The sequence below is a fragment of the Natrinema marinum genome, from assembly GCF_024296685.1.
In the GTDB taxonomy this organism is placed as follows: Archaea; Halobacteriota; Halobacteria; order Halobacteriales; family Natrialbaceae; genus Natrinema; species Natrinema marinum.
Window position 1 is genome coordinate 3,201,707 of the sequence record NZ_CP100763.1, and the last position, 24,042, is coordinate 3,225,748.

At 65.6% G+C, this 24,042-nt stretch carries 24 protein-coding genes and 1 tRNA gene; 13 read left to right on the forward strand and 12 right to left on the reverse strand.

Annotated elements, in window-relative coordinates; all coding sequences use genetic code 11:
- Window positions 1-4: 4 nt before the first annotated feature.
- On the reverse strand, window positions 5-226 hold the full coding sequence (locus NKH51_RS15905) for a type II toxin-antitoxin system HicB family antitoxin (RefSeq protein WP_254762651.1): 222 nt from the start codon (window positions 224-226) through the stop codon (window positions 5-7).
- A 189-nt stretch (window positions 227-415) separates the two neighbouring features.
- Here NKH51_RS15905 and NKH51_RS15910 point away from each other — a divergent pair, with 189 nt between their 5' ends.
- Window positions 416-1,807 carry a signal recognition particle protein Srp54 gene (locus NKH51_RS15910; RefSeq protein ID WP_254762652.1) on the forward strand — a complete coding sequence of 464 codons (1,392 nt, stop codon included), beginning with the start codon at window positions 416-418 and terminating at the stop codon, window positions 1,805-1,807.
- Window positions 1,808-1,930: 123 nt separating this feature from the next.
- On the forward strand, window positions 1,931-2,929 hold the full coding sequence (locus tag NKH51_RS15915) for a hypothetical protein (RefSeq protein WP_254762653.1): 999 nt from the start codon (window positions 1,931-1,933) through the stop codon (window positions 2,927-2,929).
- 1 nt (window position 2,930) lies between these two features.
- On the opposite strand, the gene NKH51_RS15920 is transcribed toward NKH51_RS15915, so the two are convergent.
- From NKH51_RS15920 to NKH51_RS15930, 3 genes are all read right to left on the reverse strand, one after another.
- Window positions 2,931-3,866, reverse strand: coding sequence for a CBS domain-containing protein (locus NKH51_RS15920; RefSeq protein ID WP_254762654.1), 936 nt, complete (start codon window positions 3,864-3,866; stop codon window positions 2,931-2,933).
- Window positions 3,867-3,971: 105 nt separating this feature from the next.
- Window positions 3,972-4,385, reverse strand: coding sequence for an RNA-binding domain-containing protein (locus NKH51_RS15925; protein WP_254762655.1), 414 nt, complete (start codon window positions 4,383-4,385; stop codon window positions 3,972-3,974).
- The gene (locus NKH51_RS15930; protein ID WP_254762656.1) at window positions 4,382-4,966 is read right to left on the reverse strand and encodes an AAA family ATPase; all 585 of its coding nucleotides are present in this window, start codon (window positions 4,964-4,966) and stop codon (window positions 4,382-4,384) included. Before NKH51_RS15930 ends, NKH51_RS15925 begins: the two co-directional genes overlap by 4 nt.
- 383 nt (window positions 4,967-5,349) lie before the next feature.
- Between NKH51_RS15930 and NKH51_RS15935 the strand changes: the two genes are divergently transcribed.
- A complete protein-coding gene (locus tag NKH51_RS15935; RefSeq protein ID WP_254762657.1) occupies window positions 5,350-5,679 on the forward strand; it encodes a hypothetical protein in 330 nt (109 codons plus the stop codon).
- 248 nt (window positions 5,680-5,927) lie between these two features.
- Window positions 5,928-6,002, forward strand: a tRNA-Arg gene (locus NKH51_RS15940).
- 588 nt (window positions 6,003-6,590) lie between these two features.
- Here the strand turns inward: NKH51_RS15940 and NKH51_RS15945 are convergent.
- On the reverse strand, window positions 6,591-6,983 hold the full coding sequence (locus tag NKH51_RS15945; protein ID WP_254762658.1) for a type IV pilin domain-containing protein: 393 nt from the start codon (window positions 6,981-6,983) through the stop codon (window positions 6,591-6,593).
- A 1,347-nt stretch (window positions 6,984-8,330) separates the two neighbouring features.
- Between NKH51_RS15945 and NKH51_RS15950 the strand changes: the two genes are divergently transcribed.
- From NKH51_RS15950 to NKH51_RS15960, 3 genes are read left to right on the forward strand one after another with little or no spacing between them, the layout of a single operon-like run.
- Window positions 8,331-8,939, forward strand: coding sequence for an NAD(P)/FAD-dependent oxidoreductase (locus tag NKH51_RS15950; protein ID WP_254762659.1), 609 nt, complete (start codon window positions 8,331-8,333; stop codon window positions 8,937-8,939).
- A gap of 41 nt (window positions 8,940-8,980) precedes the next feature.
- Entirely contained in the window at window positions 8,981-9,604 is a 624-nt protein-coding gene (locus NKH51_RS15955) for a VOC family protein (protein WP_254762660.1), read from the forward strand.
- Window positions 9,601-10,254, forward strand: a complete 654-nt coding sequence (locus tag NKH51_RS15960; protein WP_254762661.1) for an alpha/beta hydrolase — start codon at window positions 9,601-9,603, stop codon at window positions 10,252-10,254. The genes NKH51_RS15955 and NKH51_RS15960 overlap by 4 nt, the downstream gene beginning before the upstream one ends.
- Window positions 10,255-11,177: 923 nt before the next feature.
- Here the strand turns inward: NKH51_RS15960 and NKH51_RS15965 are convergent.
- From NKH51_RS15965 to NKH51_RS15980, 4 genes are all read right to left on the reverse strand, one after another.
- Entirely contained in the window at window positions 11,178-12,272 is a 1,095-nt protein-coding gene (locus NKH51_RS15965) for an aminopeptidase (RefSeq protein ID WP_254762662.1), read from the reverse strand.
- Window positions 12,273-12,355: 83 nt separating this feature from the next.
- Complete coding sequence (locus NKH51_RS15970; RefSeq protein WP_254762663.1) at window positions 12,356-13,393, reverse strand: hypothetical protein; 1,038 nt, start codon at window positions 13,391-13,393, stop codon at window positions 12,356-12,358.
- Between the two features lie 108 nt (window positions 13,394-13,501).
- Complete coding sequence (locus tag NKH51_RS15975) at window positions 13,502-13,651, reverse strand: DUF7859 family protein (RefSeq protein WP_254762664.1); 150 nt, start codon at window positions 13,649-13,651, stop codon at window positions 13,502-13,504.
- 396 nt (window positions 13,652-14,047) lie between these two features.
- Window positions 14,048-14,569, reverse strand: coding sequence for a metallophosphoesterase (locus tag NKH51_RS15980; RefSeq protein ID WP_254762665.1), 522 nt, complete (start codon window positions 14,567-14,569; stop codon window positions 14,048-14,050).
- Window positions 14,570-14,703: 134 nt separating this feature from the next.
- Between NKH51_RS15980 and NKH51_RS15985 the strand changes: the two genes are divergently transcribed.
- A complete protein-coding gene (locus NKH51_RS15985; RefSeq protein ID WP_254762666.1) occupies window positions 14,704-15,651 on the forward strand; it encodes a cation diffusion facilitator family transporter in 948 nt (315 codons plus the stop codon).
- Window positions 15,652-15,663: 12 nt separating this feature from the next.
- On the opposite strand, the gene NKH51_RS15990 is transcribed toward NKH51_RS15985, so the two are convergent.
- Window positions 15,664-16,071 carry a hypothetical protein gene (locus NKH51_RS15990; RefSeq protein WP_254762667.1) on the reverse strand — a complete coding sequence of 136 codons (408 nt, stop codon included), beginning with the start codon at window positions 16,069-16,071 and terminating at the stop codon, window positions 15,664-15,666.
- Between the two features lie 138 nt (window positions 16,072-16,209).
- Here NKH51_RS15990 and NKH51_RS15995 point away from each other — a divergent pair, with 138 nt between their 5' ends.
- On the forward strand, window positions 16,210-18,381 hold the full coding sequence (locus NKH51_RS15995) for an ATP-dependent DNA helicase (RefSeq protein WP_254762668.1): 2,172 nt from the start codon (window positions 16,210-16,212) through the stop codon (window positions 18,379-18,381).
- A 26-nt stretch (window positions 18,382-18,407) separates the two neighbouring features.
- Here NKH51_RS15995 and NKH51_RS16000 read toward each other — a convergent pair whose 3' ends face one another.
- Together NKH51_RS16000 and NKH51_RS16005 are read right to left on the reverse strand one after the other, a co-directional pair.
- Window positions 18,408-18,908 (reverse strand): 2'-5' RNA ligase family protein, encoded by a 501-nt coding sequence (locus tag NKH51_RS16000; RefSeq protein WP_254762669.1) that lies wholly within the window; start codon window positions 18,906-18,908, stop codon window positions 18,408-18,410.
- 55 nt (window positions 18,909-18,963) lie between these two features.
- The gene (locus tag NKH51_RS16005) at window positions 18,964-19,158 is read right to left on the reverse strand and encodes a DUF7554 family protein (protein ID WP_254762670.1); all 195 of its coding nucleotides are present in this window, start codon (window positions 19,156-19,158) and stop codon (window positions 18,964-18,966) included.
- 86 nt (window positions 19,159-19,244) lie between these two features.
- On the opposite strand from NKH51_RS16005, the gene NKH51_RS16010 reads away from it, so the two are divergent.
- The 4 genes from NKH51_RS16010 to lysW all read left to right on the forward strand — a co-directional run bounded on the left by NKH51_RS16010 (window position 19,245) and on the right by lysW (window position 24,007).
- A complete protein-coding gene (locus NKH51_RS16010; RefSeq protein ID WP_254762671.1) occupies window positions 19,245-20,384 on the forward strand; it encodes a helix-turn-helix transcriptional regulator in 1,140 nt (379 codons plus the stop codon).
- Between the two features lie 432 nt (window positions 20,385-20,816).
- Complete coding sequence (locus tag NKH51_RS16015; protein ID WP_254762672.1) at window positions 20,817-22,055, forward strand: argininosuccinate synthase; 1,239 nt, start codon at window positions 20,817-20,819, stop codon at window positions 22,053-22,055.
- A 2-nt stretch (window positions 22,056-22,057) separates the two neighbouring features.
- Window positions 22,058-23,614, forward strand: coding sequence for an argininosuccinate lyase (gene argH / locus NKH51_RS16020; protein ID WP_254762673.1), 1,557 nt, complete (start codon window positions 22,058-22,060; stop codon window positions 23,612-23,614).
- Between the two features lie 228 nt (window positions 23,615-23,842).
- Window positions 23,843-24,007, forward strand: coding sequence for a lysine biosynthesis protein LysW (gene lysW / locus NKH51_RS16025; RefSeq protein WP_005554620.1), 165 nt, complete (start codon window positions 23,843-23,845; stop codon window positions 24,005-24,007).
- Window positions 24,008-24,042 lie beyond the last annotated feature (35 nt).

The following is a 24,042-nucleotide window of genomic DNA, read 5'->3' on the forward strand; positions in this document are numbered from 1 at the left end:
CCCCTCAAAGCCAGTCGTCGCCCGGATCGTCGTCCACCGCCTCCTTGTAGGAGTCGACCGCCGCCGCGAGGTTCGCCAGCGCTTCCTCGGGCGTCTGGCCCTGGCTCGAGACGCCGGTGACCTCGTCGTCGGCGATGTGGAGCCCGTGCTCGTTCTGTCGCATCGTCACGTCCGCGTCCGCGAGCGCCTCGTACTCCGAGGGGTCGACGTCTGCGTCGGAACTCATACGCGGGAGTTGTCCCGGTCGAGTGAAATACCCACCGACGCCGCTCGAGCGCCCGGCGCGACGACGGTCGGGGGTCGGGCGAGCGGTCGCCCGATTCGGGATGCCAGCGGTGTGTCGAGCGATCGAACCGGCACTCGCGTGCCGGACGTAGAAAAAGCCTTTAACGCCATCGCCCCGTAGACGGAGCAAATGGTACTCGACGATCTCGGGAGTTCTCTGCGGGGCACTCTGGACAAGCTCCGCGGGAAGTCGCGGCTCAGCGAGGAAGACGTCGAGGAGATCGTCAAGGAGATCCAGCGCTCTTTGCTCTCCGCCGACGTCGACGTCTCGCTCGTGATGGCGCTCTCGGACAACATCAAAGAACGCGCACTCGAGGAGGAACCCCCCGCCGGCACCCCGGCGCGGGACTTCGTCCTCCGCATCGTCTACGAGGAACTGGTCGACCTCATCGGCGAGTCGACCGAGTTGCCACTCGAGGAACAGACCATCCTGCTCGCGGGGCTGCAGGGGTCCGGTAAGACCACGTCCGCGGCGAAGATGGCCTGGTGGTTCTCGACGAAGGGGCTGCGCCCGGCGGTTATCCAGACCGACACCTTCCGGCCCGGCGCGTACGATCAGGCCGCGGAGATGGCCGAGCGCGCCGAGGTCGACTTCTACGGGAATCCGGACAACGACGATCCCGTCGAGATCGCCCGGAAGGGCCTCGAGGAGACCAGCGAAGCCGACGTGCACATCGTGGACACGGCCGGTCGCCACGCGCTCGAGGACGACCTGATCGACGAGATCGAGCAGATCGAGAGCGTCGTCGACCCCGACACCTCGCTGCTCGTCCTCGACGCCGCGATCGGGCAGGGCGCGAAAGACCAGGCCCAGCAGTTCGACGAGTCGATCGGGATCGACGGCGTCGTCATCACGAAGTTAGACGGGACCGCGAAGGGTGGCGGCGCGCTGACCGCGGTCGACCAGACCGACTCCTCGATCGCCTTCCTCGGCACCGGCGAGGAGGTTCAGGACATCGAGCGCTTCGAGCCCGACGGCTTCATCTCGCGCCTGCTCGGCATGGGCGACCTCTCGCAACTCGCCGAACGCGTCGAGCGCGCCATGCAGCAGACCGACATCGAGGAGGACGACTGGGACCCCGAGGACATGCTGCAGGGCCAGTTCACCCTCAAGGACATGCAAAAGCAGATGGAGGCGATGAACAACATGGGGCCGCTCGATCAAGTGATGGACATGATCCCCGGCTTCGGCGGCGGGATCAAAGATCAGCTCCCCGACGACGCGATGGACGTCACCCAAGAGCGGATGCGCACCTTCAGCGTGATCATGGACTCGATGACCGACGCCGAAAAGGAGTATCCGAAGGCCATCGGCGCGAGCCAGATCGAGCGCATCGCCCGCGGCTCGGGCACCAGCGAGGAGGAGGTCCGACAGCTGCTCCAGCAGTACAAGATGATGGAACGCACCATCAAGCAGTTCCAAGGAATGGGCTCCGACCAGGAGATGCAGCGCATGATGAAACAGATGCAACAGGGCGGCGGTGGCGGCGGTGGCATGGGCGGCATGGGTCCGTTCGGATAACGCCGACCCCGAGTCCGTCACGCACTCGGCCCGTCCGGGCTCCGTTTTTCGCGTCCGTTTCGATTCGATCGACAGTCACCCTGCCGCTACGTTAATGCATCTCTAGACGAACCCTCGAGTAGCATGAACCGTCGACAGTATCTGACTCGCGCCGGCGCTGCCGGCGCGGCGACCGGGCTTCTCGCGGGCGGTGCCGGCTGTCTCGGCGACCTCTCCGGGTCATCGGACGACGGCAACGGCGACGCCGACGTCGGTAGTCGGGCCGGCGTCCGCGCGATCGACCGCGCCGCCGGCAACCTGAACAAGGCCGCCCAGTCACTGAACGAACTCTCGCTCGAGGACCCCGAAACCGTCGAGTTCGATCCCTCGGAGCCCAGGGCCAAGATTTCGGACGCGCGCGACCACCTCGAGACCGCCGAGTCCGAACTGGGCGAGGACCGCCAGACAGACATCGACACGCTCCGGTCGTACGCCGACGCCCTTGAGGGGCTGATCGCGGTGACCGCCACCGTTTCCGACTCCTCGATCACCGACGACATCGACACCGTCACGACGGCCCTCGAAGAACAGGGGGATCTCGAGGCGGCGAGCGAGACCGTCGACGCCCGGTACACCGAGATCTCGTCGGCCCACGAGCGCTTCGAGCAGGCGGAGACGACTATCCAGACCCTCGACGGCGACCGGCTCGCCGAACTCGCCGGGATCGACCTCGCTGAACTCGAGGAGGGAGCGAACGCCCTCGGCGCCGTCGTCGGCTCGCTCGAGACGCTCGCGGCGGCCTACGACTCCACGCTGGACCTCGAGTCGGGCTACGGCGCGCTCGAAGCGGGCCGGACGAAGTTCGAGAACGGCGAGTACGCGGCGGCCGAACGCGAGTTCGAGACCGCGGAGTCGACGTTCGCGGACGCACAGGGGAGCCTCGAGAGCGAGACCGGGTCGACCCCCGAGGGCCTCGTGCAGTACGTCGAGACGGCGGCGTGCCAGACCACGCACCTGTCGACGGCAGCGGGTGCGTTCGCCGACGCCGCGGGGGCCGCGGCCGACGGCGACCCCGTCACCGCCAACGCCCGGAAGAACGACGGCGAAGACGCCCTCGAGGACGTCAATAACTGTACGAACTGAGTCACTGTATCGCCGACGCGTCGCGCTCGCGGGCCGCCGTCGGCGGCAGTTCGTCGACGAGGACGACCGCGTCGCCCTCGAGGACCGGGGTGTCGTCGCCGTCGAAGACGGTCGTCTCGATCCGGTATTTCGCCCGGCCGAGATCCTCGACGACCTCACAGACGGCGGTGGCTCGATCGCCGACCGAGAGCGGGGCGCGGAAGCTACTCTCCTGTGAGAGATAGATCGTCAGCCCCGGCAGCCGCGCGAGCGCGGCGCTGATCAGCCCGTTCGCGAGGACGCCGTGGACGATCCGCTCGCCGAATCGCGTTTCGGCGGCGTAGGCCGCGTCGAGGTGGACGCGGTTGGTATCGCCCGTCACCTCCGCGAACGCCTCGACATCGTCCTCGGAGAGGGTCTTCGAAAAGCGGGCGATGTCGCCGACTGAGACGGTCGTCTCGTCCGCGCCGCGGTATTCGAACTCCCAGTCGTCGCGCTCGTAGAGGGTATCGGTGCGAACGCGTCGCCGCGCCGGCTCGGGCTCGTTGTGACCTGGCCCGCGTGCCAGATGTGGCACGTAGTAGGTGAGCTCGGTCGTCGTAAGAATGCCCGCGAGCGTGTCGCGGTCGTCGCCGTCCTCGACCACTGGCAAGTGCTCGATCCCGGTCGACCGCAACAGGTCGACGGCGTCGACGATCGAGGCAGTCGGTGTGATCGTCGTCAGCGGACTCGCCATGACCGCCGACAGCTCGAGGCGGCCGAGGTCCTTCCGCTCGCAGAGTTCAGTCGCGAAGTCGCCTTCGGTGACGATGCCGACGGGCTCGCCGTCCCGGACGACGACCACCGAACTCACGCGCTCGTTGCGCATCAGCGTCGCCGCTTCTGTCGCGGTCGCATCCGGTGCAGCCGTGACGACGGTCTCGACCATAATCTCGGCGACGGGTATCGTGTCGTGCATTTGATACCAATACGCCGCCGAGGCCTACAGTCGTTGGGGGTCGGAAACGGTATCGGCGATCGGGACCCGAAAAGGGGGGAGCGCGAACCGAAGGGGAAAACTGAATCAGGCGTCGACCGGCCGGCCGTCCTCGGTCGGCGGCGCGATGTGGTCGATGTACGCCTCGAGGCTCGGTTCGTCGACCCGCACCCGAACCGAGATCTCGCCGAGTTCGTCGGGTTCGCCGACCGAGAAGTTCACGCGGTCCTCGAAGGCCGCCTGCTTTTTGAGCGCGAAGGAGAAGGTATCGCCCTCGCGGTTCGCGAAGAACTCGCCGCGGGCGGTGTCGAGGATCTCCTGGCGGTGCAGCAGGTCCGAGAAGTGATCGAGCGCGTGGGCCTCGCCCCGGACCTCGCCGAACTCCTCCTCGATGTCGGCGGTGGGGAACACGTTCGCGACGGCGTCGATCACGCGGCTCGTGACCTCGGTGTCGTAGACCGGTGCCGTGATCTCGACGTCGACGCGGTAGATGTCGCTCATGGTTCCAGTTCGGGGTCGGCGGCTTTCTCGTCGTCGATCCCCTCCCGGATGATCGCCCGGACCCGCTCGCGGAACGCCTCGAGCGAGTCGGTGTTCTCGATGACCACGTCGGCGCGGGCCATCGCGTCGTCCATCCCGAAGCCCCGTTCGCGCTCGTCGCGGGCGGCCAGCCCCTCGCCGCCGTCGTCCTCGCTCGCGTCCCGGCCGCGGTCGTCGATCCGCTCCGCGCGGAGGTCGAAGGGAGCCTCGATGCTGACCAGCGTGAACGCGTCGCCAAACTCGGCTTCGAAGACGTCGACCTCCACGTCCGAGCGGAGGCCGTCGACCAGCACCGTCTCGTGGTCCTCGAGGCGGTCCTCGATCATGGGCAGCGACCGCTCGGCGATTGCCGTCGGGCCGTTCTCCTCGCGTAACGCCTGCGCGACCGTGCCGTGATCCTTCGTGGGATCGAGGCCGCGGTCGGCCGTCTCCTGGCGAACGACGTCGCCCATCGTCACCACCGGGATCCCGTCTTCGCGTGCGACGGTGGCGGCCTCGCCCTTACCGCTCCCGGGGAGTCCCACCGTTCCGATGACGTGCATCGAGGTGACGTACCGGCGAGACGTGCATAAACGCTGTGTTCGTTGCCCGTCGAACGGCAAGGCCCGTCGCTCCCTCTTCCGGCTTCGTGCAACGGTTTTAGGCCGCTCTTTGTCGCGTTGCAGCGTCGCCCGCCACGTCGACCGAGACGAGACCAGCGCCAGCGCCCGCTCCTCGAGTCGAGATCGACACGGGCAGTCTCTACGCGGGCCGCGTCTCTTATGGCTCCACTATCGGTCTTTTCGCTCGTTCCAAACTGACCGATCTGGCCGTCGTGCCCGACTCAATCGTTCGAATTCGGAACGATTCGATCAAAGACCGACTGATAGTCGAAACGGACTGTCGCCGTTATGTGCCAGTCCGTTGCGGAGACGAGTGCCGTACTATGACAGAAATGCGAAGCAATCGGCGTCGGTTCACGGCCGGACTCGGCGTCGGACTGGTCACAGCAGTGGCCGGCTGTATGGACAGCGGCGAATCGAGCGACGAGTCGGGCGACGACTCCGGCGACTCGAGCGCCGACTCCGGCGGCACCGACGGCCTCGGCTCTGAAGACTCCGATGGCAACGAACCCGGCGACGACGCCAGCGGCAACGAGTCCGAAGCCGGCGGGACGGACAACGAGTCCACGACCGACTCCAACGAGAGTACGACCAACGAATCGACTGCCGACACCGCAAACGAGAGCGGCAACAGCTCGGAGGTCGAGTTCTAATCGGAACTGACGCGCACGCCCGTGGGATTTTCTCTTTTGACTGCTGCTTGACCACAGTATCAACTGCACCATTCTGCACACCGATCGCACGAGGGCTGTGCGATCTGGCGTGCAGTGACTATCGGTGGCTCCTATCGCAGGCGATCCGGCCGGCGAACCTGATGTGAGTTGCTGCGCTCGCCGACCGCGGTCGTCGACGGCCCGAAATCCCAACTGCTTATACTGTTCCGTCGTGGATTCTGACTCGAGGGCACGTAGCTCAGTCCGGAAAGAGCGTCGGACTTCTAATCCGACGGTCGTGGGTTCAAATCCCATCGTGCCCGTGCGAAAACTGTCATTCTAGAAGTTCTGCCTAACAGTGCGGTAGATCTCCGGTATAGTCAGAATTGGAGGCAATTCGGACTCGGTACTCATCCTGAAAATCCGGATTCCGTTCACCAGTTGAACACCTCCCTCCGTCTACCCGTCTTTTCCGTTGTCGGGCGGGTTGCGAGGCGGTCGGCGTGACGGTCGCACCGTGGCCATCGGTCGATAACTCGACCTGATGTCTAACGCCATCTCACTTCTACCGCCCCAACTCTTGTCCGGACCAGCAGATACGTCCTCGGACGGGACGAGTCACCCTCTCCGTTCACTCCAGACGGCTGTCACTCGCTCGTACTCGACGTCCTCGAGTGCAACCGGAGCGAGAAACGTTCCGAGTCCGGACGTACCGCGAGGAACTCCGAGCCCTCCTCGAGTCCAGTACCGAGACGGAACGGAGCCGGTCGTCGGTACGTCGTTGCCGAGAACGCGGCCTGCGGGGTTCGAATCCGGCGGCGTAAGTGAATAGTGAGAGCGGAGCCCCCTCCAAATCAGCAGCCTTGCTGCGACCGTGAGTTGCGTCTCATCTGGTCGTGGGGGACTGCGTGTTAGGGCTCCCAGGTTGCGACCGTGGTGTTCGAGCCCTCGTATTCGGCGGTGATCGTGAGCGCCGAACTGCCGTCACAGGTGATGCTGTCCCCGACACTATCCAGCGTCGCACTCGAGCACGAACTCGCTCCTTCGACGACGGTGAGCGTCCCGCTCGTTCGGTCGTCTTGCACCCACGTCGCGGTTACGTCCCCGCTGCTCGAGTTCTGGGAGATCGCCACCCCTGCCGACGCGCTCACGGTCTGGGTCTGGCCGAGCTCGAGGACGGCCGTCGCGATCACGGCAGCGAGAATCACGGTGATCGCGACCATGAGAATAACCCCGATCACGGGTGATACTGCTCGGTCTCCGTCGGTGTCCTCCCGCGTGTTGCTATCGTCGTTCGAATTCATAGGTAGCCTCTACCGGTCCTGACGGTGCGCGCGTCTGCCTTCCTCGCGTCACCGAGGTGCAAATGGACAAATCGCCATGTCCCTGTGGCTCCACCGCCATGTTCCGATTCTGGTAGTACCACTCGTCCAAACGTATATATCTACGGAATAGTAGCACGGACCGGGCAGTGAGACGGTTTCAGAGCTGAGAATCAACGGCTCCTATCTCGCGTCCAACTCCCGCTTGAAGCGGTTCCGTCCGTCGCTCTTCTCGTGTTGCTGGGAACGAGGCGGATCGGCTCTCGATTGCTCTTTCGACCGAAACCCGACCATCTGCCGCCGCGCGCGTCTCGAGTAGCTCGCTGTCGTGACCGTCTTCTGTCGATGGTCCTTCGACGGAGTGGCTGTTCTCCTTGCGCCGGCTGCACGAGCGGACACCGGAAGACGAGGCCGGCCCCTCCTAAAGCGGTGCGTCCGTGTGCTCGCCGTATCCGGTATCGATGATGACGGCGCTCGATCCGCCGTCTCTCGCTGGATCGCCCATCGGGGCAGCATCGCTCAACAGTATTGCTATCTGATTGGTTCCGATACACTAATGTTGGCCACTAACGTTATATAGGTCGTCGGCAGAGCCGACCGATGGCATCACAGGGGATACGGGGGACGCACCGATCATCGCCACGCACGCACGACGATCGCCATCCCCGCTGCCGACTGTGTACACCCTTTCGATACATAGCCACCAGCGGCCGGTAACGTGCTCGAACAGACTGTGTCTCTTAGGAATCTGTAGAGTCGTCCGATCCGGTCAAACACTCTCGAGTCCAAACGAGTACGTTCCGGTGAGGTGACGATACGGGCCTCACGACGTTTGTACGCACTAGCGCGAGCGCAACAGCCGTATGACTTATTGGAACCGTTGTTTCACTACGTTATAACCAGATCGGGGAAGTCTCCTTCGGGATGACTGCTCTCATCGCAATACTAGTATGACTAACACCGCGATAGCGCCGAGAAGGGAGACGGTAAGAGCGAGTCCATTCGCGGTTGCGGGCCCGACCACTCTCGAGAGACCGAAATAAAGGGCCGCTGGGACGCCAAGAACAACGGCGAGAACCACTAATAACTGGAAATTCTTCGCTCCACTCGTTTTCGTGTTTCTTCAATCATTCCTTTCTATTCCACACAAATCACAATAAAAGCATCCAGATTGAGCCTGCGTTCGCAGGTCGTGGTACCCGTTAGCAGCGCGAACGCGTCCGTTTTCCCGCGGCTGATCGGACGGCTGTAGCCACTGACACCGATGTTACGTGGTTGCCCCGGGGTTGCTACCGGATTGATACTCCTGCAGTAACATAGTGTAACTACATGAGCGACGAGACGACTGCGGACGATGCGAGCGTAATCGTTGTCGGTGGCGGCCCCGCCGGACTGAGCGCGGCGCTGTTCACCGCGAAAAACGGCCTCGAGACGACCGTCTTCGATGCGGACGGGACGTGGATGCACAAGGCCCACCTGTTCAACTACCTCGGGATCGGCTCCGTCGGCGGCAGCGAGTTCATGGCGACGGCCCGCCAGCAGGTCGACGACTTCGGTGCTGACCGCCGACAGGGCGAAGAGGTGACCGCGGTCAGCGAGTCCGGTGACGGCTTCGCCGTCGAAACCGAGGAAGGCAGCTACGAGGCCGATTACGTCGTCCTCGCGACGGGCGCGAACCGCGACCTCGCGGAGGAATTGGGCTGTGAGCTGACCGAAGAGGGCCCCGTCGAGGTCGGCGTCTCGATGGAGACCAGCGTCGACGGCGCGTACGCGACCGGCGCGATGGTCCGCGCCGAGGAGTGGCAGGCCGCCATCGCCGTCGGCGACGGGGCCGCCGCAGCACTCAACATCCTCTCCGCCGTAAAGGGCGAACACTTCCACGACTTCGACGTGCCCGCCGACGCCGAGCGCGTCTTCGGCGAACACCTCGCGGAGTAGTCGCGGAGACGACGCCGGGCGATCGGACCGACCCAATCACCATGTCTAACGAATCCACCAATCCAGTCACGCCGGAACTGCCCGACAGCCCCGTCCACACGACGGGTACCGACCACATCACCATCTGGGGGAGCAACGAGGCCGACACGATCGAGTTCTACCGCGATCTGCTCGGTATGCCGCTGGTCCTGCGCCAGCCGAACTTAGACGATCCGTCCCAGACCCACCTGTTCTTCGATACGGGCGACGGGCGCATCCTGACCTTTTTCGTCAGCGACGACCGCCCGTCGAACCAGCGCGGCCAGCGCGGCGGCGTCGGGGCCGTCCACCACCTCTGTTTCAGCATCGCGCCCGACGAGTACGAGGATACGATGGACGCCTTAGAGGCGGCCGGCTACCACTACAACGTCTTCGACCGGGGCATCTTCCACTCGATCTACACCCGCGACAACAACGGGCTCGTGATCGAGCTCTCGACGGACAAGTACGAGATCCCCGATGACCGCCGCGGCGAGGTGCTGGCCAAAGCCCAGGAACTCCGTGAGGAAGACGGCGCAGAGTACGCCAAGGACGAACACCTCCGCGGCGCGATCGAAGCGCTCGGCCTCGAGGTCGTCGAACACGACCTTCCCGACGCCAGCGCCGGCGTCGGTGGTGTCGAATGAGTGCCGGCGCGGACGGAGACGGCCCCCACCAGGGCCAGCAACTCGTCACCGGCGGCACCGACCTCGAGGACGCCGAGGCGGCGCTCGTGCTCACCCACGGCCGCGGAGCGACGGCGCGCGGCATGATCCAGATGGCAGACGAGTTCCACCGGGAGGGCGTCGCCTTCCTCGCGCCGCAGGCGGCTCGCCAGACCTGGTACCCGAACTCGTTTCTCGCGCCCGTCGAACGCAACGAGCCCGGCCGATCGTCGGGCTTGCGGGCGATCACGGACGCCATCGAGCGGGCCAACGCTGCCGGAATTCCGGCCGAACGGGTCATACTCGTCGGCTTCTCGCAAGGGGGCTGTCTGGCCAGCGAGTACATCGCGCGCAACCCGCGGCGGTACGGCGGACTGGCCGCCCTCAGCGGCGGGCTAATCGGCGAAGAACTCGACGACGAGTACCCCGGCGACCTCGAGGCAACTCCCGTCTTCCTCGGCTGTAGCGACGTCGACCCACACATCCCCGAAGAGCGGGTCCACGACACGGCCGCCGTCTTCGAATCGATGCACGCCGACGTGACCAAACGCCTCTACGAGGGGATGGGCCACGGCATCAACGAGGACGAACTCGAGTTCGTCTCGGGAATGGTCGCGGATCTGGTCGACTGAACTCGGGCCCGAAGCAGGACTCTCGAGGGGCGGACCGCCCGTCCCGATTGAGGGCTGTCAGAGGCACGTCCTCCCGCTTCGGACCGGCCTTCCGCTTGGGGTGGCGCGCGCTGGAGCACGGTGAGTCGCTGACGGACCGTGGTCCGACCTCGCCCGAGCGAATCGGCTGGAGAGGACGTGGCCATCCCCGTGTCCACGATAGCAGGATGCTCCGTCTTCTCTCCGCTTCGAGAATCGGTCCTGCCGATAACGCACCTCGAGTTCTGCTGCTCTGCCTCGTCGTCACTTCGAACGTGACCCAATTCGTGGAGCCGTCCCGTGCGACCCCGGAACCGCCCGCCACGACCAGCCTCGAGTCCGCGTTCGGTCTCGGTCGTCACCGGTTCTCACACCGACACCGTTGCCCCTGTGGGTGTTCGGTCTCGACAGCCGTGTCCCCCTCGAGCGCGAGTGATATGTTCACTGGGCGCGTAGGTTAGCTGTTCGCTCGCGCCCCGGCGGCAAGCCGGCCGCCCGCCGTCGGACGCCACATCGAAACCACTGCCGACGGCGAACGGCCGGTCCGAAAGCGGGGCTCGAGTCGATTTCGATCCTCGTCGTTTCGACTGTCGGGTTTCCTCGAGTAGGCTACTGCGGATTGGCTGGATGGGAACCTGTTCTGCTATCGTGGACACGGGGATCGCCACCTCCTCCCCAGCCGATTCGCTCGCTGCTCACGGTTCCGTCCGTCACCGTTCGCTTTCGAGGCCGCACTCCGTTCGGCCTCGCACCGCTCGCTCATCCCTCGCACGTAGTCCGACCGCGTCTCGCGTTCGCTCGCCGCGACCCAGCGTGCGCCACCGGATGCAGTTGTTCGGGTCGCTGTCGTCGCAGATGTGAATCCGATTGTTGAAAAGCGGCAGTGAAGGGGCGAGGTTGAGCGGTTACTCTTCGAACCCGTCCTCGAACCGGAACGTCCCGTTGCGCTGGACCACTTCGCCGTCCACTTCGATGAACGAGTCCTCGCTCATATCCACGATCATGTCCACGTGGACCGCGGAGTCGTTGGCCTCGTTGCCCTCGCCGACGGTGTCGTCGTAGGCCCGGCCGACGGCCATGTGGACGGTATCGCCCATCTTCTCGTCGAACAGCATGTTGTAGGTGAACTGGTCGATGTCGCGGTTCATCCCGATGCCCAGTTCTCCGAGCCGGCGCGCGCCGTCGTCGGTGTTAAGCACTTCCGTCAGCACGGCTTCGTTCTTCGCGGCCGAATGCTGGACGACCTCGCCGCCCTCGAACTCGAGGAAGACGTCCGTGATCTCCCGGCCCTGGTGATAGAGCGGCATGTCGAACAGCACCTCGCCCTCGACGCTGTCGGGCTGGGGCGCGGTGAAAACCTCGCCGCCGGGCAGGTTGTGCTCGCCGTGGTCGTTCAGCGTCGGGTTGCCTGCGACGGACATCGTCACGTCGGTCGTGTCGCCGCTGACGATGCGGACCTCCTCGGCGGGGTCCATGATCTCGACCATGTGCTCCTGGTGGTTGCGCTGTTCCGCCCAGTCTTTGTTGACGGCGTCCCAGACGAAGTTCTCGTAGCCCTCCGTGCTCATCTCGGCGAGTTGCGCGTTCGCGGGCGCGGGGAACTGCGTGAGACACCACCGCTTCGAGAGCCGCTCCTCGAGGATGGGCCGGTGGGCCTGCTGGTGGGCCGCGCTGATCTCCGGATCGACGTCGCTGGTCTGGGTGACGTTGTCGCTGGCCCGGATGGCGATGTAGACATCCGCGTTCTGAATCAACGCGAGTTCGTGTTCGGGCGTCTCGAACTCGCCGTCAGATGCCCGGAGATACGCGCGCTGACTGCGCTTTCCGGTTCGCTGGCTCGTCGTGACGGGGTTCGCGCCGTGGTCGCCGATCACTTCGTGGAGCGCGACGACCAGATCCTCGGCGACGGGGTGGGCGTCGATGATGACGTTGTCGCCTTCCGCCAAGTCGACCGAGTGGTTCGCGATGATCTCCGCGTGCTCGCGAATGCGTGGGTCCATGCCCCGCTATTGACCGGGGGAGGAAAAAACAATTCGTGATGAGGCATCGGGTGGGACTCGAGCGGTTCCCGTTCCGGCCTTTCTCAGTTGGCCGCCCATCCGTCTTCGTCGGTCTCGAACGGTTCGCGACCGCTACTCGAGGGCTCGTCATCCGAGAAGCGCTCGTCGCCGTCGTATTCCTGGAAAAACGACACCGTCGTCGCCGTCAGGAGGAGTGCGACCGGCGCCGAAATCCCCAGCGCGAACAGGAAACCGGGGACTCCGAGATTCACCAGCAGGGAGAGGACGAGCGAGACGGCGACCCCCGCGGCGAGGTGCCAGAGCGCGAAACGAAGCGGCGGTCCGCCGGCCCCCGTCAGCCGGACGGCGCGGCGGAACGCCTCGAGGAACGGGGCGTCGCTGACGACGAACAGGAATGGAACGGGATAGAAGAGGTAGCCGACGAGCAGGAGGGCCGGGAACGCGAGCACGAGTCCGACCGGCCCCATCGCGACCGCCGGAATCAGTAGCAGGAAGCCGGCGAACGCGACCAGATTGTACAGAACGAACCGCGGAGCGTACGTCGTGACGCACGCGGGGACCGAGACGGGGTTGCCGCGGAGCAACCGATCGATACCACCGACGTAGGCCGCCATCAATATGCCGCTGATCACCGCGTACGCGACGACCAGAAGCCCGATCCGGGCCCCCAACTCGACGCCGATCGCCTCGAGCGGGAGCTCGACGTTTTCGATCGGCGTCTGGATCGTCACGTCGGTGCCGAAACCGGAGCGTCGACGCGGCGTCGTCTCGGGCTGTACCGCACCGACCGTCGAATCGCCGATTCGGCGCTCGTCACGGAACGGCACGGCCGGTGCGGGCGGATCGGTGAACGTCCACAGGCTCGAAAGCGGCGCCGGAAAGAGGAATTTGACGCCGACGGTGAACCCGCGGCCGGCGGAACCGACGGTTCGTCGGACCGCCTCGACGTTGAGCACTGTAACGAGTAGCGGGACGAGAGCGAGTATCCGGAGTTCGCCGAACCGGTCGACGACGCGGTCGGCGTGCCACGAAAACGAGTGCGGTCGGTCGTCGTCCGACCCGTCGGTGGGCGGCGGAGAGCCGTCCGGAGCGGGAGCCATAATTCGCCGTACATGTATTGGGAAGATGAACGTTTCGATGAACGCGAACGTGTTCCTGTCGGTCGGCGATCGTTCGAAGCGAGACCGACGAGTGTGTGGATCGTCTCCTTACCGCTCGCCGCCGCGCATCCCGTCGCGGAACTCGAGGACGGTCCGTCGCAAGAGGAGATAGAAGAAAAAGACCAGCGACAGCAGGATCAGGACGACCGCGATGATGACGGGATCGTCGGGGAGGAGACCGGTGATGAGGTCCAGCATGTGCGCCGCGTACTCTGTCAGCGCGGTTAATCGTTTCGACCTCGAGTCGGTGAAATCGACCCCCGAACGCTAGCTACAATCGGCGTTTCAGCTAGCGCTGCGTATAACGTGGGTCCGTCCATAGGGTCTGGTAGGCCTCGATCGCACCCCTCCACCCACCATCTGCCGTCCGAGGACTGCCCTCGGGATCGGGGCCTGCCGCCCTCCCCTGTCGACCGCGCCGGTCCGTCCGTCGCCCCGCTCCCGTCTGACAGCCCGAATCCGACCGGGGCGACGGACCTCCCTCTGACATCCCGTCCGACTATCGTCCCCGCTGACGCTGTGTCGGTCTTACGGCGCGCCTCGTACCCGATAGTCGTCGTCGGTCCCGAATCCACGAGCGCCGCGAACCGCCCGTCATGCCGTCGAAACCTCGAGCGTCTCGATCACCGTTCCGTCCGGCTCCCGAATCTCGCCCGTCAGCCCGCCGTCTCCCGCGTCCGTCGACTCGAGGACGGCGAATCCGGGCCGATTGCCGCGCGGATCGGCGTGGCTGCCGGGGTTCAACAGGGTCACGTCGTCGGTCTCGACGACCGTCGGCCGGTGGCTGTGACCGAAGACGACGATGTCGGCCGCGTGCGAGCGACCGAACATCGCCAGTCCCGTCTCGCCGCCGTCGCTCCGGTGTGTGACGGCGACCCGAACGCCGCCCGCCTCGACGACGCGGGCCGTCGGCAGCCGGTCGCGGACCGCTGCGCTGTCGGCGTTGCCGTGGACGGCGAACAACTGTTCGCACTCGTCCTGAAAGGCCTCGAGCGAACTTTCAGTCGTGAAATCGCCCGCGTGAACGACGGTGTCGGCGTCGCGGGCCGCGGTCAGGGCCTCCCCCTCGAGGTCGTGGCCGTCGGTGCTGTGAGTATCCGAGAAGATCGCGAGCATAGTCGCGATTCGCCCGCTTCCGACAGGTCCCTTTCGGATCCGGTCACCGGGTGTCGACGGCGGCAGCAGGAACCGTGAGAGGCTGGCTCTAGAACCGCTTACACTTTTAGGGGGCCCCTTCGTAGTCGTCGCCGATGGCCAGTAGCACCTCCGTCGTGCTCGCCGCACTGTTCGCGAACGGCGCGATCGCGGTTCTGAAGTTCGGCGGGTTTCTGTTGACGGGCAGTCCCGCGATGTTATCGGAGACGTATCACTCGGTGTCGGACACGGGCAATCAGGTCTTTCTCCTGATCGGGATCAAGTACGGCGCACAGGAGGCCAACCGGACCCACCCGTTCGGCCACGGGAAGGCGCAGTTTTTCTACAGCCTGCTGGTCAGCGTCATGCTCTTTGGCATCGCCGGCTGGGAGAGCGCCCGCCACGGGTACAATGCCCTGACCCACGGCGGCGTCCATCGCGTCAGCGAGGACGTCACGCTGCTCGGACAGACGTTCGATCCGGTTTACGTCAACTACGCAGTGTTGATCGGTGCGATCCTCTTCGAATCCTACGCGCTCTGGAAGGCCTATCAGGGGATGAGCCGCCAGATGGACGAGTACGGCTGGTCGACCTTTCGCGAAGCCTTCAAGAAAACGAGCGACGTGACGACGCTGACCGCGCTCACCGAGGACACGATCGCGCTCTCAGGTGCGGCGATCGCCCTGTTCGGCATTTACCTGAGTCGAGTCACCGGAAATCCGATGTACGACGCCGCCTCGGCGCTCATCATCGGGATCATGCTCATGGGCTTTGCCGTCGCCCTCGCCTGGGAGAACAAGCGGCTCATCGTCGGCGAGAGCCTCCCGAAGGCCGACGAGGACGAACTGCGCGAGATCGTCGCGGGCTGGGACGGCGTCACCGAACTCGTCGACTTCCGGACCGTCTACTTCGGCGCCGAGGAACTGCTCGTCACGGCCGATGTCGCGTTCGAACCGGACCTCGACGCCGATACGATCGACGAGCGCATCACCGGCCTCGAGCGAGCGTTGAAAGACCACGATAGTCAGGTCAACCGGATCTACATCGAACCACAGACGAACTGATAGCGACCCGCGTCACTCGCTCGAGTCGTCCCCCTCCTCGTACGCCGCGACGATCGTCGACCCTGGCGGCCGATCGTTCAACACCGCCGTCACCGTCGTCTCCTCGAGGTCCACCGTCGAGTGTAGCGGGTCCCATCCCTCGTCCGTTTCGACGGCGACCGTCACATCGGTCGGACTCGCCCCTGGCGGCAGCTTCGAGGGATCGTAGACGAGCGCGATCCGAACCGCTTCGACCGCTTTCAGGTCCTCACAGGCGACGAGGTCGACCGGCTCCGCGAGGCTATCCGCCGACGGCTCGCTGACGCTCTTCTCGAGGCCGAACCCGTCCGGGACGACGCCGGCGACGAGATCGACGCGGGCTCCAGCGCTCTCGAGCGTGTATTCGGCGACGTTACTGGAATCGTATCCGGGAATAGCCATACCGGGGGCAGGGACTCGAGACACATGGCCCTGTACCGCGCGCTCGCCGGCCGGTGATAATCGTCTCCCGCGGTCGTCTACCGAGGACGACCGAATCGAGACGAATCCTTTTATCGCAGCGCGAACCTATCACGTACTGTGTCCGAGACAGCCGGGTACATGCGCTTTTTTCCGTACGACCAGCCGTACGAGAACCAGCGCGAGGCGATGGACCGCATCCACAACTCCCTCACCCGCGGCCAGAACGTGCTCTTTGAGGGGGCCTGTGGGACCGGCAAGACCCTCTCCTCGCTGGTGCCCGCCCTCGAGGTGGCCCGCGAACAGGACAAGACGGTCGTCATCACGACCAACGTCCACCAGCAGATGCGCCAGTTCGTCGCCGAAGCCCGCGCGATCACGCGCGAAGAAACCATCCGCGCCATCGTGTTCAAGGGGAAATCCTCGATGTGTCACATCGATGTCGGCTACGAGGAGTGTCAGACCCTGCGGGACAACACCCGCGCCGTCGTCGACGCCGAGCGCGACCGCGACCAACTCGAGCGCCGCCAGCGCGAACTCTTAGCCGAGAGTCAGGAGGGCGACGGCAGCGCCGCCGACGCCCGCTCGGCGGTGATGGAGGAACTCGAGAGCATCGAGGACCGACTCGCGGATCTCGAGGAGCAGAACGTCTGTGACTACTACCGGAACAACCTGACCGAAGACACGGACGACTTTTTCGCGTGGCTCTTCGAGGACGTGCGCACGCCCGACGAGATTTACGAGTACGCCGAGAATCAGCACTTCTGCGGGTACGAACTCTTAAAGGAGGGGATCGAAGGGGTCGATCTGGTCGTCTGTAACTACCATCACTTGCTGGATTCGACCATCCGGGAGCAGTTCTTCCGCTGGCTGGGCCGCGACCCCGACGACGTGATCGCCGTCTTCGACGAGGCCCACAACGTCGAGGACGCCGCCCGCGAGCACGCGACCCGGACCTGTTCCGAGCGCACGTTCGACGCCGCGCTGGACGAGTTGGCCGACACGGACGACCCGCGCTCTGAGGACGCCGCGAACGTCCTCTCGGCCTTTCACCGCGCGCTCGTCGAGAGCTACGAGGACTCCTTCGGCTTCGGCGACCGGGAATCGATCGGCGAGAACTGGGCGGACGTGCCCATCACCAACGACGACCGCAAGGACGATCTCACGCTCGAGTTCCTCCAGCGCTACTCGGGACGCGGCATCGAGGACGACCTCGAGGCCGCGATGAAACTCGGCCAGGAACTCGACGAGGAGTACGAGGAGGCCTATCGAGAGGGCGAGACCGCGACCCGGACGGAGTGTCAGACCCTACAGGCCGCTGGCTTCGTCAGCGCGTGGATGAACGAGGGCTCGAAGGAGGGGCTCTACCCGGTCGTCTCCGTCACGCGCGATGCCGGCACCGACGAGATCTACGGCCGCGCGGAACTGTACTCCTGTCTGCCTCGACAGGTGACCGGGCAACTGTTCGACGAGATCTACGCGACCGTCCTCATGAGCGCAACGTTACAGCCCTTCGACGTCACCGAGGACGTGCTGGGGCTCGAGGACGCGGTCACGATGGCCTACGGGCTCCAGTTCCCCGCGGAGAACCGCCGGACGTACGCCGTCGAGACCCCGCCGCTGTTCTCCTCTGACCGCGACGACCCCGCGGTGCAGGACGAGGTGACGGAAGCGATCCGCGACGCCGTTCGGATGACGCCCGGCAACACGCTCGCTTTCTTCCCCAACTACGGCGAGGCCGGCCGGTACGCAGACCGGCTCGAGCGCCGCGGCGAGACGACGGTCTATCTGGACGAACCGGGCAAATCCGTCGAGGAGCTTCGACAAGAGTTCGTCGCCGACGACGACGCGGTCCTCTGTACCTCGCTGTGGGGGACCCTCGCGGAGGGCGTGAGCTTCGACGGCGACGACGCCCACACGGTGCTGGTCGTCGGCGTCCCCTACCCCCACCTCGACGATCGGGCCGAGGCGGTCCAGGAGGCCTACGACGTGGCCTTCGAGGGCACCGACACCGGCTGGCGCTACGCCGTCGAGATCCCGACGGTCCGCAAGACCAGACAGGCGCTCGGCCGCGTCATCCGATCGCCCGAAGACGTCGGCGTCCGCGCGCTGCTCGATCGGCGCTACTCGCGCTCCGCGAAGTCAGATCTCGGGAAGTACAGCGTCAACGGTACCTTCCCCCACGAGGAGCGCGAGGAACTGATCGATATCGGCCCGGACAAGCTCAAGTTCGCGATGCGCAACTTCTACGGCGATCACGATGCGTACGACGGCGAGCCGCCGGCACCCTGACCGGTTCGATTCCGTTCGGACAGCGATCAGGACGGCAGCGACACCCGACTCACCGGCAGCTTGTACGTCCCGTCCCAGAACTCGAGTTCGCTGACCGTCCACCCAACCGATTCGACCTCGCGGTCGGCCAGCCGTTTCGCCGTCTCTACGTCGCCGCCGCGGGCCAGCGTCACGTGGGGGACGTAGTCGCCGCCCTCGAGTCCCTCGACGGTCCCGAAGGCCTCGGTGAGGTCGGCGTGGATCCCCTCGAGTCCGGGGCTCTCGACGGCCAGATAGACGACCGGCGCGGAGCCGAGCGGCGGGTCCGCGAAGTAGTCGATGCCCGTGATTTCGGCTTCGACGGCGGGGGCGCCCTCGAGCGCGCGGTGGGCGCGGTGCTGGAGTTGTGCGACGTGGTCGGCTTCGCCCAGCCGTTTGAGCAGACACGAGTGATCCTCGCGGACGGTCTCGAACCCGACGAGGTCGGGGTAGAGCCGGTCCGCGAGCCGGCGGACGCGACCGGGGACCGGAACGTTGACGCTGTACACGTGGCTTGATAGAGGGGCGCTGTGGCTATCAGTCTGGTGATCCCGTCCCTGCGTCTCAGAGCTGATCGAGCAGCCAGAGGACGATCAACGCCGCGATCGCGAGCTGCACGACGATGAAGAACGGCCCGAGCAGGCCCGCGATGCTTCCGATGATCGCCTCGACGATCTCGAGGACGAGTAGAACCCCGATCAGTCCGAGCACGATCTTCAGCAGCGTTTCGACCTCGAGTTCGCCGCGGTCGTCTCTCATACGTTCACCATCGGACGACTATGTGAAAAACAAACTGCCTCTCTCGTCGGAAAGACCTATTTAGACGGCCACGGCATGTCCGGGTAATGGACGGGAAGGGGCTTCGGGCCCTGATATGGGTGCTCGTGGTGGTGTGTTCGTTCGTGTCCGTCCCGGCCTCGACCGCCGGCGTGGCGGACGCCGCCGGTCACCGAGCGGCGCTGCAGGCCGAGGACAACGGCAACGAGAGCATGGCGCTCGAGGATGCCGACACGATTCACATCGATGTCCTCATCGCCGAGAACGGGTCCGCGCTGATGACCGTCGACTATCAGTTCCGTCTCGATCAGGGGAACAACTCCACGTCCCGGTGGGAGGAACTCCGACGCGATATCCAGTCGAATACGTCCACGCACGTCGCCGACGAGCGAGCGAAGTGGAACGCCACGCTCGTCGAAGGGGAAAACGTGACCGAACGGGACATGAACATCTCGAACGTCTCGATCACGACGGAGGTAGACAGCGCCCCACGAACGATCGGCCACGCCACGGTCACGTTCCAGTGGTCCAAGTTCGCGTTCGTTAACATCAACCGCATCGAGGCGGGCGCCGCGCTCTCGGGCTTCACGCTCGACGACGGCACGACCCTGCAGTTCCGCTGGCCGGAGGCGTACGGGATCTACCAGCACGAGGGGGAGCCGCAGGTCGACCCCGCGCCGAGCGATACGCCCGACGGGTCGGTCACTTGGCGCGGCGACGAGACCTCGTTTACCGACAACCAGCCCCGAATCGTGTTGATGAAAAACGCCGGTGCGACGACCGACCCGAACGAATCGACCCAACCCGCGCAGGGGCCGACGATGCCGTGGGCGATCGTCACCCTGGCGCTGGCCCTGCTCGCGACCGTCGGCGTCGTCGGCTGGCAGCTCGGTCGCCGCCGGAGAGACGGTCCGGCGCCGAGCGACGCCGGCACGGACGCCGTCCGACGGGCCGACGGCTCGAGCGACGCTGACTCGACCGCCACCACCGAGACCGAGCCCCCGCCGGAACTCCTGAGCAACGAAGAACGGGTGTTGCGCCTGCTCGAGGACCGCGGCGGCCGGATCAAGCAACAGGAGGTCGTCTCGGAACTGGCCTGGACCGAGGCCAAGACGAGCCAGGTCGTCGGCGACCTGCGCGAAGAAGACGAGATCGATGTCTTCCGGATCGGCCGGGAGAACGTCCTGACGCTGCCCGACGAGGAGTGATTCGAACCTCGGCTGCCGCTGTTCGGCGCTCGAGGGAGGGGACTGACCGATTATTGCGGGCAGACTGGCCGGCGTTCGGTGGCGGATGCTGTCGAGCGATGTTCGACACTCGAGTCGCGAAACCGACTGTTCCGGTGTCCACCTGCCGAGAGCGCCATGTAGCAGGATTTAATACCGTGGATCGACACCGTTCGGGCAATGAGTCGCTCCGTCGGCACCGCACTCGCCGTTTTCGCCACCGACGGGGCCGTCGCTCGAGAGCGACGACCGCGACGGGCCTTTTGAGCCCGTACTCTCTTCCACCTCACGTTCCGGCTTCGTTCCACGGACTCCGAAACTGCAGAATTTCCGGTTAGCAGACGCTCTCTCCTTTATTTTCGAAAATGAAACCAACGGGCTTAAGTCCGTCCTGAGTGTGAATTCGAATACGACATGACCCGCGTGGCACTTGCGTTTTCGGGCGGCCTGGACACGACCGTCTGTGTCCCGCTGCTCGAGGAAGAGTACGGATACGACGACGTGATCGGCGTCACCGTCGACGTCGGACAGCCGGCCTCGGAGTTCGAGGAAGCCGAGGAGACCGCCGAAGCGCTCGACTTAGAGCACTACGTCGTCGACGCGAAAGACGAGTTCGCGAACCTCTGTTTCGACAGCGTTCGCGCGAACGCGACCTATCAGGGCTACCCGCTGGGAACGGCGCTGGCCCGCCCGGTGATCGCGAAAGCGATCCTCGAGGTCGCCGAGGAACAGGACTGCACCGGCATCGCCCACGGCTGTACGGGCAAGGGCAACGACCAGCTGCGGTTCGAGGCCGTCTGGCGCGACTCGGACCTCGAGGTCATCGCCCCCGTACGCGAGCTCGGGCTCACCCGCGAGTGGGAACAGGAGTACGCCGCCGAGAAGGACCTCCCCGTCGAGGGCGGCAGCGGCGGCGACTGGTCGATCGACACCAACATCTGGAGTCGCTCGGTCGAGGGCGACGACTTAGAGGACCCGAACTACGTCCCCCCGCGTGACATCTACGCGTGGACCGACGAGCCCGGTAGCGAGACCGAGGAGATCGAAATCACCTTCGAGGAGGGCTACCCCGTCGCCGTCGACGGCGAGGCGTACGAGCCCGTCGAACTCATCGAGCACCTGAACGAGCTCGCCGGCAGTTACGGCGTCGGCCGTACCGACATGATGGAAGACCGCATGCTCGGGCTCAAGGTGCGCGAGAACTACGAGCACCCCGGCGCGACGACGCTGCTGAACGCCCACGAAGCGCTCGAGGGCCTCGTCCTCACCCAAGAGGAGCGTCAGTTCAAACAGCAGATCGACCAGCAGTGGTCCCAGAAGGGCTACGAGGGCCTGATCGACGCGCCGCTCGTGGGCGCACTCGAGGGCTTCATCGCCGAGACCCAAAAGCGCGTGACCGGCACCGTCACGATCCGCTTCGAAGGCGGCCAGGCCCGTCCGGTCGCCCGCGACAGCAAGTTCGCGGCCTACTCCGCCGAGCACGCCTCCTTCGACACCGAGACGGTCGGCAAGATCAAACAGGAGGATGCCACCGGCGTCGCGAAGTATCACGGCTTCCAGCGCCGCCTCGCGAACGAGGCGATCGCCGCGAACGCCGCGGACGAGGAACCCGAGATCGCCACCGACGGCAGTGGTGACGAGGCAGACGACTAACGATGACCGAGGAGAGCGCTCCCGACGACGGGACGCGGTCCGATGGGCTGCGGACTGACGGCGGGGACGACGAAGGCGTCGTCCGCCGGGACCGCTTCAGCGGCGGCCCCGCCCGGAGTTTCCTCTCCTCGCTCGCGGCCGACGAACGGATCTTCGAGGCCGATCTCGAGGTCGACCGCGCGCACACGGTCATGCTCGCCGAGCAGGATATCATCGCGGACGATGTGGCCGGCGGGATCCTCACGGCGCTGGACGCCATCGAGGTCGACGGCCACGCCTCATTGCCCGATGGCGAGGATGTCCACGAGGCCATCGAGACGGCCGTCATCGAGCGCATCGGCGCGGACGGCGGCAAAATGCACACCGCACGCTCGCGCAACGACGAGGTCGCGGCCTGCATCCGGTATCGCCTGCGCGAGGACGTTCTCGAGGCGATCGAGACCACGCTCGCGCTGCGCGAGTCGCTGGTCGAGGTTGCGGCCGAACACCGCGAGACGATCATGCCCGGCTACACTCACCTCCAGCCCGCTCAGCCCACCACCGTGGCCCACTGGGCGCTGGCCTACGAGGGCGCGGTTCGCCGCGACACCGAGCGCTTGCTCGAGGCTTTCGCACGGAGCAACGAATCGCCACTCGGCGGCGCCGCGTTCGCGGGGACGACGTTCGACATCGATCGCGAACGCACCGCCGATCTGCTCGGCTTCGAGGGCGTCGTCGCAAACTCGATGGATGCCTCCTCGAGCCGTGATTTCCTGCTCGAGACGGTGCAGGCGCTGTCGACGCACGCGACGACGCTGTCGGGGCTCGCGGAAGACGTGATCATCTTCGCGAACCGCGGCTTCGTCGACCTCTCGGACGATTATTCCTCGACGTCGTCGATCATGCCCCAGAAGAAGAACCCGGACACGCTCGAACTCGTCCGTGCGGTCGCGGGCGACGCGGCCGGCGGCGTTCAGGGGCTGACGACGACGCTCAAGGGGCTGCCCCGCGCGTACAACCGAGATCTGCAGCGGGCGACGACCCACGCCTGGGAGACCGTCGACGCGGTAACCGAAGCCAGCGCGGTCGCGGCGGGCGCGGTCGCGACGGCCGACTGGAACGAGGAGACGCTCGCGGCGGAGGCCGGTGCGGGCTTCTCGACGGCCACCGGCGTCGCGGATCTGCTCGCGGCCAGCGGATTGCCGTTCCGCACCGCACACGAACTGGTCGCGATCGCCGCTGAGAATAGCGCGGAACGCAGTTCCGCGGAGAACGCGAGCGGTGATGAACCGCGAGCGAACGGGGCGGACTACGACGCCCTCGAGTCCGCAGCCCAGGAAGTGCTCGGCGAATCGCTCGAGGCCCACGTCGACCCCGCGGCCGTCGAGGACGCGCTCGACCCGGTCCAGAGCGTCGCGAGTCGCGACTCGCAGGGCGGTCCCGCCCCCGAAGCGGTCGCCGACCAGCTCGAGGCGGCCCGCGAGGCGCTGGCGGCGGACGAGGACGAACACGACGAGCGAACGGGGGCGCTCGAGGCGGCCCACGAGGCGCTCCGGTCGGAGGTGAACGAGTATGTCTGAGCCGTCACCGCCGGCGGGACCGACGGGCGGACCGCCGCGATCTCGGCTCGTCGGTCGGCCGGTTCGACGGCGATCCCCGCAAGGGGATGAACTACCGACTTCATGATATGTCAAAGTAGACCTGCGGTGTGATGGCGCCCACGGCCCGTTAGAGGGGAGTGCAGATAGTATAATTTTGCTGTTAAGTTCGAAGGCTTTAAGGGATCCGGGCTCCCACGTGCAGATACAATGACCGAATGCGTCGAGTGTGGGGCCGAGGTGTCCCTGCACGACGATCTGGAAGTCGGAGAGATCGTTGACTGTACGACCTGTGGCGCCGAACTCGAAGTCGTCGACACCGAGCCGCCAGTCCTCGAGCGAGCCCCCGAGCTCGAAGAGGACTGGGGTGAGTGACCTTGCAGACGGGCGCGACACCGGTCCGCGCTGCA